This window comes from Luteimonas sp. RIT-PG2_3, from assembly GCF_054902115.1.
Window position 1 is genome coordinate 113,100 of record NZ_JBUBPF010000007.1, and the last position, 11,430, is coordinate 124,529.

The 11,430-nt window shown below is 68.7% G+C and carries 8 protein-coding genes; 5 read left to right on the top strand and 3 right to left on the bottom strand.

Annotated features, from left to right (window positions below):
* Positions 1-72: 72 nt before the first annotated feature.
* Together ACYX7E_RS12710 and ACYX7E_RS12715 are read left to right on the top strand one after the other, a co-directional pair.
* Complete coding sequence (locus tag ACYX7E_RS12710) at positions 73-756, top strand: PepSY domain-containing protein (RefSeq protein ID WP_462080953.1); 684 nt, start codon at positions 73-75, stop codon at positions 754-756.
* Positions 753-2,579 carry a PepSY domain-containing protein gene (locus ACYX7E_RS12715; RefSeq protein WP_462080954.1) on the top strand — a complete coding sequence of 609 codons (1,827 nt, stop codon included), beginning with the start codon at positions 753-755 and terminating at the stop codon, positions 2,577-2,579. Before ACYX7E_RS12710 ends, ACYX7E_RS12715 begins: the two co-directional genes overlap by 4 nt.
* A gap of 99 nt (positions 2,580-2,678) precedes the next feature.
* Here ACYX7E_RS12715 and ACYX7E_RS12720 read toward each other — a convergent pair whose 3' ends face one another.
* Positions 2,679-3,578, bottom strand: coding sequence for a M48 family metallopeptidase (locus ACYX7E_RS12720; RefSeq protein WP_462080955.1), 900 nt, complete (start codon positions 3,576-3,578; stop codon positions 2,679-2,681).
* A gap of 62 nt (positions 3,579-3,640) precedes the next feature.
* Positions 3,641-5,518 carry a formylglycine-generating enzyme family protein gene (locus tag ACYX7E_RS12725; protein WP_462080956.1) on the bottom strand — a complete coding sequence of 626 codons (1,878 nt, stop codon included), beginning with the start codon at positions 5,516-5,518 and terminating at the stop codon, positions 3,641-3,643.
* Between the two features lie 334 nt (positions 5,519-5,852).
* Here ACYX7E_RS12725 and rnd point away from each other — a divergent pair, with 334 nt between their 5' ends.
* From rnd to ilvN, 3 genes are all read left to right on the top strand, one after another.
* On the top strand, positions 5,853-6,974 hold the full coding sequence (gene rnd, locus ACYX7E_RS12730; RefSeq protein ID WP_462080957.1) for a ribonuclease D: 1,122 nt from the start codon (positions 5,853-5,855) through the stop codon (positions 6,972-6,974).
* 269 nt (positions 6,975-7,243) lie between these two features.
* Positions 7,244-9,022 (top strand): acetolactate synthase 3 large subunit, encoded by a 1,779-nt coding sequence (locus tag ACYX7E_RS12735; protein WP_462080958.1) that lies wholly within the window; start codon positions 7,244-7,246, stop codon positions 9,020-9,022.
* Between the two features lie 116 nt (positions 9,023-9,138).
* On the top strand, positions 9,139-9,684 hold the full coding sequence (gene ilvN / locus ACYX7E_RS12740; protein ID WP_462080959.1) for an acetolactate synthase small subunit: 546 nt from the start codon (positions 9,139-9,141) through the stop codon (positions 9,682-9,684).
* 78 nt (positions 9,685-9,762) lie between these two features.
* Here the strand turns inward: ilvN and ACYX7E_RS12745 are convergent, their stop codons facing one another.
* A complete protein-coding gene (locus ACYX7E_RS12745; protein ID WP_462080960.1) occupies positions 9,763-11,337 on the bottom strand; it encodes a YadA-like family protein in 1,575 nt (524 codons plus the stop codon).
* Between the last annotated feature and the right edge of the window lie 93 nt (positions 11,338-11,430).

An 11,430-nucleotide genomic window follows, 5' to 3' on the forward strand; every position in this document is an offset into this window, starting at 1 on the left:
CCATGACGCGGCGCCGGCGGCCCCAGGTCGCCGGCGCCCGTTCCGTCGTTTCGCGCTGTCGGGGAAACTCGCATGAAACCTGCGTTCTGGGCACGCCGTGCCCACAAATGGATCGGGCTGGTGATCGGCCTGCAAGCACTGCTGTGGATGGTCAGCGGCCTGTACATGACCGTGATCTCGATCGACATCATCCACGGCGACCACCTCGCCCATGTCCACGCCAATCCGCTGCCGGCCGATGTCGCGCGGCTGGACCCGGCACGCCTGCAACCGGGCCTGCAGAGTTATCGGCTCAAGCGCCTGCTCGACCGCGAGGTCTACGAACTGCGTTCGGCCGATGGCATCGCGCTGGTCGATGCGCAGACCGGCGAACGCGTCGGCCCGCTGCAGACCGAGCAGATCCGCGCCCTGGCGCAGGCGGCCTACCAGGGCGACGCCGCGATCACCTCGATCGCGCTGCTCGACAAGGCCCCGCGCGAGGTCGCCACGCGACCGGTCCCGCTATACCGCGTGGACTTCGCCGACCGTGGCGGCACCTCGCTGTACTTCTCGCCCAACAGCGGCGAGCTGCTGGCGCGCAGGCATGAACTGTGGCGCTGGTTCGACCTGATGTGGATGTTGCACATCATGGATTACGAGACCCGCAGCGACGTCAACAACACCCTGTTCCGGGTCGCGGCCTCGATCGCCCTGCTGTTCGCGCTCAGCGGCATCTGGCTGCTGTTCTACAGCTTCGGACGGAGGAATCCGCAATGACGCCCTGGCTGCGGAAACTGCACAAATGGGTGGGCCTGCTGATCGGATTGCAGTTCGCGATCTGGATCGGCAGCGGCCTGCTGATGGGACTGTTCGACCAGGACACCGTGCGCGGGCAGCGTCATCGCGCACCGGCACCGGCCGCGCAGGCCTGGCCCGCGGATGCGTTGCCGCCGGCGCAACTGCTGGCACGCAGCGGCGACGAAGTCTCCGAACTCGACACGCTGTGGATCCTCGACCAGCCGGTCTATCGCCTGCTCAACGGCGCCGACCGCTGGCTGCTCGATGCGCGCAGCGGCGAAACCTTCGCGATCACCTCGGAACTGGCCACCGCGATCGCCGCGGCCGACTACACCGGACCAGGGCATCCGCTGGCACCACGCTGGCTGTCGCAGGCCAACCTCGAGGCGCGCGCGCATGCCGGCGCGATGTGGGCGGTGGATTTCGATGACGGCGAAGGCACCACGCGCTACGTCTCGGCCCAGGACGGACGCGTGCTCGAACGTCGCAACACGCTGTGGCGGGTATTCGACATCGCCTGGATGCTGCACATCATGGATTACACCGGACGCAAGGATTTCAACAATCCGCTGGTGATCATGATGGCGGCCGGCGGCCTGTGGATGGCATTGACCGGGGTCTGGCTGCTGTTCGCCAGTTTCCACGGCAGCGAGTTCATCCCGGCTCGCTGGCGCAAGCGCCACGCGCTGACGCTGTACGACCGCAGCGGAACCCTGCTCGGCAACTTCCCCACCGCCGCCGGCGATGACGTCTTCCGCAGCCTTGGGCAGCACGACGTGCAACTGCCGTCCAACTGCGGCGGCGGCCAGAGCTGTGGGCTGTGCGCGGTGCGCGTGCGCGGCAAGCCGCCAGCAGCCACTGCATCCGATCGCGCGCAGTTGTCCGACGTGCAACTGCGCCAGGGCTATCGCCTGGCCTGCAACCTGCCGGTCACCACGGACATGTCGGTCGAAGCCGAAGGTGGCGCGCAGCTATGGCAGGTGCGCAAGGCCAGCGTGGTGTCGACACGCGCGGTGTCGCCGTTCCTGCGCGAGATCGTGCTGCGACCACAGGCCGGCGACGAGGTCGACTTCCGCCCCGGCGCCTACCTGCAACTGCAGATCCCCGCCTATCACCGCGCCAGCAATGAGCTGCAGCGCCCCGAAGGCGGATCGCAGGCCTGGGACGCCCTGCCGATGCCGACGCATATCAGCAGCAAGGAGCCGGTGCGCCGTTCCTATTCGCTGTCACTGCCGACCACGCAGGCCGACGGCTGCCTGACGCTGCTGGTGCGCTTCATTCCCGGCACCGACGGCAAGCGCCCGATGCCGCCAGGTCGCGGCTCCAGCCATGTGTACATGCTGCGCGCCGGCGACGAGATTGCGTACAGCGGCCCGTTCGGCGACTTCGCGCTGGCGGCCGATGCCAGCGAACACGTGTTCATCGGTGGTGGCGCCGGCATGGGGCCGCTGCGCGCGATGATCCACGCCCAGTTGGCATCCGGCGACCGCACACCGGTGCGCTACTGGTACGGCGCGCGCAGTCTGGAGGACACGCCCTATCTCGACGAGCTGCAGGCGCTGGCACGACAGCACGCGCACTTCAGCTGGACGCTGGTGCTGTCGGAGCAGGCGCATTCCGCGCATCTGCACGGCTGGGTCCACGACGCCTTCAAGGCCGCGATGCTGGACCGGCCCGGGGAAAGGAGTGGCACCCGCTTCTATGTCTGCGGGCCACCGGCCATGCTCGCCGCGACCCGTCGCAGCCTCCGCGAAGCCGGCATCCCCGACACCCAGGTGGCGTTCGACGACTTCAAGATCTGAGGTGAGCAGTCCCTGAGGTGTACAGGCCTGACGTGGGCAGACCTGAAGCAGATCCCGGCGGTCATGCCCGCTCCGTCACAGGCGCGGGCATGCCCCCTCCTAGGTACCGCTGGCCTGCTCGCAGAACTTCTTGCGGTACTCCAGCGCCTTGGGCATCAGCGACTGCAGGTTCTGGATACGGGTACCGGGATTGGGATGCGTCGACGAGAACTCTGGCGGCGCCTGGCCGCCGCTGGCAGCGCTCATGCGTTCCCACAGCGGCACCGATTCCTCGGGATTGAAACAGGCGGCGGCGGCCAGCATCAGCCCGACCACGTCGGCCTCGGTCTCGTGCTTGCGCGCATATGGCAGCAGGTAGCCATAGCCCATCGCAGCCATGACCATCTGTTGCTGCTGCGGGTCCATGCCGCTCATCGCACCCGCCATCTGGCCGACCTGGGTCAACTTCTGCTGGGCCATGCGCTGGGCGCCGTGGCGCAGCAGCGCATGCGCGATCTCATGTCCCATGACCACCGCCATCGCGTCCTGGTTCTGCGCCACCGGCACCAGGCCGGTATAGACGGCCATCTTGCCGCCGGGCAGGCAGAACGCATTGGCCTGGTCGGACTGGATGACGTTGACGTCCCAGTCGAAGCTGCGCGAGAACCCCGAGGCCTGCAGGCCATGCTCGCGCGCGAGCTCGGCCTCGACCACATCGACCTTGGCGATCAGCCGCTCGGCGATCGCGCGCACCTGCCGGGCGATGTCGGAGTTGGGATCGATCGGCCGCTCCTGCGACAGGATCTCCTCGTAGGCCTGCAGGCCCAGCGCCTTCTCGTCCTCGACGGTCAGGCTGCGATCGATCAGTACCTTCTCGCCGGTCACCGGGTCGACGGTCTGGTTGGCGAAGTAGTAATACGCCCCGTATCCGGCGAACAGCAGCAGGATCACGAAACGCATGTTGAAGCCGCCGCGACGCTGCCCCTGCTGCCGCCGCCCGCCGAATGGATCCTGACGCATGCTGTGTCCCCTCCGTTGCCCCGCACCCCGGCGATCATCGCCGGCCACTCGTTCCGTGCGCGTCAAAGCACCCGCACGACCCTGAAACCGATCCTGGCGTTGGTGGTATCGACCGGAGCCAGCGCACGCCACGCCGACCGGGTCTGCGCGGGAGAACTGGCCCAGGAACCGCCGCGGATCACCTGGTTGCGGCAACCCGGGTTGAGCCATGCGGAGCCGTCCTTGGGCGCGCGCCGGTAATTATCATGCCAGCAATCGGCGACCCACTCGCTGACATTGCCGGCCAGGTCGTGCACACCCCAGGGATTGGGATCGAAGCGACCCACCGGTGACGGCCCCCAGTAGCCGTCGCCATGGCCGGCAAAGGCATTGGTCCAGTTGCGCCCGCCCGGGGAGCGATCCAGCGCGCCGGTGAAATTGCCCGCCCCCAACGGCGGCACGTCGCCCGGCCACGGGTAACGGGTGGTGGTACCGGCGCGCAACGCGTATTCAAATTCCGCCTCGCTGGGCAGGCGATAGACCGCGCCGGTCTGCGCGCTGAGCCAGTCGGCGTAGGCGGCGGCATCCTTGGCGCTGACATGCAGCACCGGCATGTCCTCGCCGGCACGCGCGCCGCGATAGTCGGACTGCCAGTCGACCTTGCTGCGGCGGATGAAGTTGCCGCTGCGCTCGTCGTAGGCCATCGAATAGCCGCGCCGCACCGCGCGCGTCTGGTGGCCAGTGGCCTCGATAAAACGCCGGAACTCGCCGACGCTGATCTCGTGGATCGCCATCGCCAGGCCACGGTCGAAACGGATCGGATGCTGCGGTTGTTCGTTCTGGTCGGCACCGGCCTCGCCCGCCGCCGACCCCATCCGGAAACCGCCATGCGGCAGTACGACCATCTGCGGCCCGCGACCGCCGAGCTTCATCGCCTCGGTGAACACCTGGCCAGGGCCGAACAGGCCGTAATGCACGGCAAGATTGATGCGCTCGCGCAGGTCGGCGGCCGCGAGGTCGCCGGGACGGGCGATCCGCAGCAGTTCGGCGAGGTGCTTGCGCGCCGTGTTGATGCCGTTGTACTCGCCCAGTACCGCGACGCCCTGGTCGCGCAGCCGCGAGATCCGCGTGGTCCGCTGGCGTTCGATACGGTCGCGCGCGTCCGGCACGGTGCTGCTGTCGGGACGCAAGGCCGCCGCATGGTCGAGCCAGCGCTTGGCATCGACGAACTCCTGGCGATCGGCGGCGATCTCGGCGCGACGGATCATCGCGCTCTCGACCGCGGCCACGCCCTGCGCGGCGCGTGCCTGCCGCGGTTGCAGCACCAGCGCATCCTTGAAGCGCGCCAGCGCGCCGCCACCGTTCTCGCCCAGCCGGCCGGCCAGCAGTTCGCGCTCGCCCTCGCGGTTGAGGTCCCACAGTCGCTCGGCGTGATCGACCCGCTGCAGCAGGTCCTCGACCTCGGCGGCCTCGGGCCGTAGCGTGCGCGCCACCGCAGCATGGCGACGCGCCAGCCGCAGCGACGCGACATCGTCCTCGGCATCTTCCAGCGCGGCATTGCCGGCCGCGATGACCTGGCGCAGTGCCCGCTGCAGTCCGGCCTCGGCGGCTTTGGCCTGCGCGGGATGGCCGCGCAGCGCGAGGTACAGCGGGATCGCCGCATCGGCATCGTCGTCGAGGCGTCCGTCCTGCAGCGCCGCATCGGCGCGTTCAAGCGCGTCGGGCGCGGCATCGGCGGCGATGAGCACCTGTGGCGCGTTCCAGGTCAGGCTGCCGGCGAGGCTGTCGTCGCCGCTGATGGTGACGTTGCCATCTCCGGGCGAGGCCTCGCTGCCCTGCGCAGCGGCATCGCCGGCATCCGGCGCGCGCGAACACGCCACGCCCAACAGAAGCACGCCCAGTAAAAGCAGGCTCGACCACGGCAGGCCTCTCGACAGCAGTTGCATCGACGGCGGGCGCATCGACGGCAACCTCATCGAAAGCAGGCCGGCAGTCTCCCGCCACGCACGACCGGGCAGACGCGGCCGCACCGCGGCAGGCCCGTCGGCCTGCCCCGCGGGCGATACCTGGTCCAAGCGTCGGCACGCAGCCGGAGTTCGATCCTGCATCCGGCAAGGGTAAGCCATCGCGGACGTCGCCGCGTCACCTCGCCTGAAACCCCGGTCAGCGTCGGGTTTCCCTCATCAGGGTCAAGCTCGAGCCGTCCGCAGGGAAACTCGACGACGCCCCCGCTTCTGCGCAGGCCGATCACGCCGGGATTGCCAGTGCCCAGCCCCGCCAGTAGGCTGCGACCCCATGCCCGATACCGCCGATTTCGACTGGATCACCGATCCGGATCAGCTTGCCGCCCGCCTTGCCGGCGTCCATACCCGCGTGGGACTGGATACCGAGTTCATCCGCGAACGCACCTACTGGCCGCAACTGGCGCTGGTGCAGATCGCCATCGAACGCCCCGGCCAGGCCCCCGACATTCTGCTGGTGGATACGCTGGCGCCCGGCATCTGTGCCGCGCTGCGCCCGTTGCTGGCGGATCCCTCGATCATCAAGGTCATGCACAGCGCCAGCGAAGACCTGGTCGCCTTCAAGCACGCCTGCGGCGTGGTCCCGGAACCGCTGTTCGACACCCAGATCGCCGCCGCGCTGACGGGTGTCGGCGCCGGCATGGGCTACCAGCGCCTGGTCGCCGACACGCTGGGGCGGGTGGTGGACAAGGGCGAGACGCGCTCGGACTGGACGCGGCGGCCATTGTCGGACTCGCAACTGCAATATGCCGCCTACGACGTGCTGCACCTGTTCGCGCTGCACGATGCACTGTCGGAGAAGCTGGCCACGCTGTCGCGCGAGGCCTGGTTGCTGGAGGACAGCGCGCGCCTGGTCGCCAACAACAAGGGCGACGAGCGCGAGCGCTGGCCGCACATGTCGATGCGCACCGCGCAGTTCCTCGATCGCGAGGGCCATGTGCGCCTGCTGCGCCTGCTGCGCTGGCGCGACACCTACGCGCGCGACCACGACCGTCCGCGCAGCTGGATCCTGGACAACGAGCTGGCCACGCTGCTGGCCCGCGATCCGCCGGCCGACGTCGACGAGCTGCAGCGCCGTCTGGACGCCCACCCCAAATCGCCGCGCAAGCTGACCGCACTGCTGTGGCAGGCGCTGACCACGGCCCTGCCGGACGAAGCCGAGATGCCCGAGCCGCGCAGCGAGGAGGTCGACAAACAGGCATTGAAGCGCCTGCAGCAGGCCGTCGCGCAGCGCAGTGCCGCCCTCGGCCTGCCCGACGGCGTGCTGGCATCGCGACGCTGGCTGGAAGCGATGCTCGAAGGCAGCCAATGGCCCGGCGCGATGGCCGGCTGGCGGCGTCGCGAACTCGAGGCCCAACTGTCGCCACTGCTGCCTGCGGCTGCTGCGTCGAACTGAGTCGCGTCAAATCTGCTGTTGGTACGGGTCTGCTGTTGGGCCTGACCCTGGAACGGGTCTGCTGAAGCAGGCCTGCCACTCTCGCATCCCGCCGGGCCGCGCCTGACGGCCACAGCGATCCGGTTGCGTTTGCAACCTTCCACTTCTCACCCGATCGCAGGGATGGCGGGCGCGATCGCGCGCAGCCGGGCATCGGGCATGCGGCGCCTTCGGTATATCATCAGCCGCCTTCGCCCCGCGCCAGCCGCAGCGCGCGGAGACTCCCCCACATGGCGACTCCACACATGTCAGACCAGCAGCAACCCACCGGCGCCGAAATCGTCGTGCGCGCACTCAAGGACCATGGCGTCCGCCACGTGTTCGGTTATCCCGGCGGTGCCGTGCTGCCGATCTACGATGCGATCTTCCAGCAGGACGCGGTCGAGCACATCCTGGTCAGGCACGAGCAGGGCGCGGCCCACGCGGCCGAAGGCTATGCCCGCTCCACCGGTGGTGTCGGCGTGCTGCTGGTGACCTCCGGCCCCGGCGCGACCAATGCGATCACCGGCCTTGCCGACGCGATGATGGATTCGATCCCGCTGGTCTGCATCACCGGACAGGTGCCGACGCACCTGATCGGCACCGACGCGTTCCAGGAATGCGACACCGTGGGCATCACCCGCGCCTGCACCAAGCACAATTACCTGGTGCGCAACGTCGACGAACTGGCGCGCGTGCTGCACGACGCCTTCCACGTCGCCACCAGCGGACGTCCCGGCCCGGTTGTCGTCGACATCCCCAAGGACGTGCAGTTCCGCCGCGGCACCTACACCGGTCCCGATGCCAGCCTTGTGCATCCGACCTACCAGCCGCGCACCGAAGGCGATCCGCAGCGCATTGCCCAGGCCGTCGAACTGATCCTGGCCGCCAAGCGCCCGGTGTTCTATACCGGCGGCGGCATCATCAACGCCGGTCCGCGCGCCTCGCAGCTGCTGCGCGAACTGGCCGCCGTCACCGGCTTCCCGGTGACCTCGACGCTGATGGGACTGGGCGCGTTCCCGGCCAGCGACCGCCAGTGGCTGGGCATGCTCGGCATGCACGGCACCTACGAGGCCAATCTGGCGATGAACCAGTGTGACGTCATGATCAACCTCGGCGCGCGCTTCGACGACCGTTGCACCGGCCGGCTGGATGCGTTCTCGCCCGGCTCGCGCAAGATCCACGTCGACATCGACCCGTCGTCGATCAACAAGGTGGTGCGCGTCGACGTGCCGATCATCGGTGATTGCGCGCAGGTCATCGAGGCGCTGCTCGCCGCGGTCGCGCCACGCGCAGCCGAGATCGACGCTACCGCACGCCTCGAATGGTGGGCGCAGATCGACACCTGGCGCGCACGCCGCTCGCTGTCTTACGTGCGGTCGGAGACCACGATCAAGCCGCAGTACGCGATCGAGCGCCTGCATGCGCTGACCCGCGACCGCAATGTCTACATCACCACCGAAGTCGGCCAGCACCAGATGTGGGCAGCGCAGCATTTCCATTTCGATGCACCCAACCACTGGATGACCTCCGGCGGACTCGGCACCATGGGCTACGGCATTCCCGCCGCGGTCGGCGTGCAGGTTGCCCATCCCGAGGCCCTGGTCATCGACATCGCCGGCGAGGCCAGCGCGCAGATGACGATGCAGGAACTGTCGACTGCCGTGCAGTACCGGTTACCGATCAAGATCTTCATCGTCAACAACGAGTACATGGGCATGGTCCGCCAGTGGCAGCAGTTGCTGCACGGCAGCCGTTACGCGCATTCGTATTCCGAGGCCCTGCCCGACTTCGTCAAGCTGGCCGAGGCCTACGGCGCCAAGGGCATCCGGGTGTCGTCGCCGGACGCGCTGGACGACGCCATCCGCGAGATGATCGACCACGATGGCCCGGTCATCGTCGACTGCCGTGTCGACAAGCTCGAGAACTGCCTGCCGATGATCCCGTCAGGCGCCGCCCACGACGAGATGATCCTGCCCGACGCGACCGACAACGCCGAAGTCAGCGAAGCCGGCCGCATGATGGTCTAGGCCTGCATCGACGTGAGCTCCGGCCTCGACACCCGCCTCGGCACCCGCACCGACACCGCGCCACACCGCCTCCAATCCATGCGCCGCCCACGCGGCGGCGCCGCAGAGACATCCGCATGAGCCAGCAGCCTGCTTCCGCCTATTTCCTCGTCGACGATGCCCAGCGCCAGGTGCGGGCAACGCTGTCGATCCTCGTCGACAACGAAGCCGGCGCGCTTGCGCGTGTGGTCGGCCTGTTCTCCGGCCGCGGCTACAACATCGAGTCGCTGACGGTCGGCGAGACCGACCACCAGAAGCACACCTCGCGGATCACCGTGGTGACCTCGGGCACGCCGCAGATCATCGAGCAGATCAAGTCCCAGCTCGGCCGCCTGATCCCGGTGCACCGCGTCGTCGACCTGTCGGTCGACAAGCCCGGCGTCGAGCGCGAACTGGCCCTGGTCAAGGTGGCCGGCAGCGGCGAGAAGCGCGCCGAAGCGCTGCGCCTGTCCAACGTGTTCCGCGCGCATGTCATCGACATCACGCATACCAGCTACACCTTCGAAGTCACCGGCTCGCCGCCCAAGATCGACGCCTTCGTCGAACTGATGATCCCGCTCGGCCTGGTGGAGATGAGCCGTACCGGCGTCGTCGCGATCAGCCGCGGCGAAGACGCGACCTGACAGGCGCTTCAAGCCGGGCCGCGCCACCGCGATGCCGTCGCGGGGCGCTGGCAACGCTGGCCGCAGCCTCTGCTGCCGTCACCAGCTGAAGCCGGCACCGGCCGACAGGCCCTTCTCGCCACCGCCGAATGCCGCACCCAGCGAGACGCTGGCACGGTTGCCGATGACGCGCTGGTAACCCACTGCCAGCGCCTGCTCGCCGCCCTGTGTGCCCACACCAACGCCGACCCGGTTTTTGCCGGCCAGGCCTGCGGTGTTCATCGCCATGCCGGCATAGGCACCACTCATCGCGGCCATGCGGTCGATGCGGCGATCCATGCCGTTGAAGCGGTCGTCCACCTCGCCCTTGTAGGCGGCAAAACTGTCCGACAGGCCGGTCAGTTCGGTGAAGCGCTGGTCGGTGTAGGCATTCGCGGCCGACAGCGTCCGCACGTCTCCAGCATCGGCATGCGCCTGCGCGCTGGCCAGCGTCTGCGCATCGCCGGCCTCGGCACGGTGATTGGCGGATGCCAGGGTCGCCGACGCCGTGCTGGCGGTGTAGCTGTTGGCAGAGGCCAGAGTGGCTGCTGCTGCGTTGTCGGTATAGCCGTGTGCGGATGCCAACGTCGTGGCTGCCGCGTTATCGGTGTAGCCATTGGCAGAAACCAGCGCAGCGGCCGTCGCCGTGTCGGTATAGCCGTGTGCGGATGCCAGCGTCGTGGCTGCCGCGCTATCGGTGTAGCTGTTGGCGGACGCCAGCGCAGCAGCCGATGCGTTGTCGGCATGCACGTTCGCGGCGGTCAGTGTCGCCGCGTCGCCGGCATCCGCATGGGCATTGGCCGCCGCCACGCTGCTGGCGGCAGCTGCGTCCAACTGCCCGACGTTGGCCGCGTCGGTGGCATTGCTGCCAGCAGCGACATTGATGATGCGACGCTGCGAGCCCGTCGACCCGACCGAGATCACGTTCGCGACGCCGCCATCGCTGCTGCCGGCACCCAGCGCGACAGAGCTCCCGCCCGTGGCGCTGGCGCCATTGCCGAGCGCGGTATTGCCGCTGGTCCCCGCACTGCCCGCTGCTCCGGCAAATCCGCAGCATTGGTCCTGTCCGTTGCCGCCGCGACCTGCGACGGCGTCGTTTCCCAGTGCGATGTTGTTGTCGCCGCCCGCACCGCCGGCACCTCCCGTGCCGCCGGCGGTCCCCTGGCCTGCAGTACCGCCTGCGCCGGAACTGCTGCCGATGCCGATGGCGAGATTTCCCGTACCGCCAGCGCCACCGACCCCCCCGGTGCCTCCGGCGGTGCCGTTACTGCCGTTGCCTCCACGCCCGGCCTGGCTGTTCTCGCCGATCGCGGTATTGGCGGTCCCGCCAGCACCACCTGGACTGCTGCTCCAGCCCAATATGGAGGGACCGGGAGAACCGTCAGTACTGGCCCCACTGCCATTGCCGCACGCGATGTCGCGAGTGCCTGCATTCTGGCTGCATGGATCGGTGCCGGTGCCGCCCGTGGCCTGGGCGAACACCGTCGGCGCCGGCAGCATCAGGGCGAGTGCGAGCAGCGGCGTGCAGGCCACCGCGCGCAACACGTGCGCAGACGCCGGACCGGCAGATACCCGGCGATGGGGCACCGCACACGGGGACGTCGCACGCACGAAGAAGGGGCGGACAGCAGGCATGGCGTTCTCCAGTTCAACAAGGTGCCTCTGCGGAGGAAGCGGCAAGCGCCCTCCGGGCAGCGCAAGCATGGGCATGCCCTGCTCGCCCGGGTA

Excerpts from the sequence above, each read along its gene's own strand:
- ACYX7E_RS12710 (WP_462080953.1), top strand. The coding sequence starts at position 73 with ATGAAACCTGCGTTCTGGGCACGCCGTGCCCACAAATGGATCGGGCTG.
- ACYX7E_RS12715 (WP_462080954.1), top strand. The coding sequence starts at position 753 with ATGACGCCCTGGCTGCGGAAACTGCACAAATGGGTGGGCCTGCTGATC.
- ACYX7E_RS12720 (WP_462080955.1), bottom strand. The coding sequence starts at position 3,578 with ATGCGTCAGGATCCATTCGGCGGGCGGCGGCAGCAGGGGCAGCGTCGC.
- ACYX7E_RS12725 (WP_462080956.1), bottom strand. The coding sequence starts at position 5,518 with ATGCGCCCGCCGTCGATGCAACTGCTGTCGAGAGGCCTGCCGTGGTCG.
- rnd (WP_462080957.1), top strand. The coding sequence starts at position 5,853 with ATGCCCGATACCGCCGATTTCGACTGGATCACCGATCCGGATCAGCTT.
- ACYX7E_RS12735 (WP_462080958.1), top strand. The coding sequence starts at position 7,244 with ATGGCGACTCCACACATGTCAGACCAGCAGCAACCCACCGGCGCCGAA.
- ilvN (WP_462080959.1), top strand. The coding sequence starts at position 9,139 with ATGAGCCAGCAGCCTGCTTCCGCCTATTTCCTCGTCGACGATGCCCAG.
- ACYX7E_RS12745 (WP_462080960.1), bottom strand. The coding sequence starts at position 11,337 with ATGCCTGCTGTCCGCCCCTTCTTCGTGCGTGCGACGTCCCCGTGTGCG.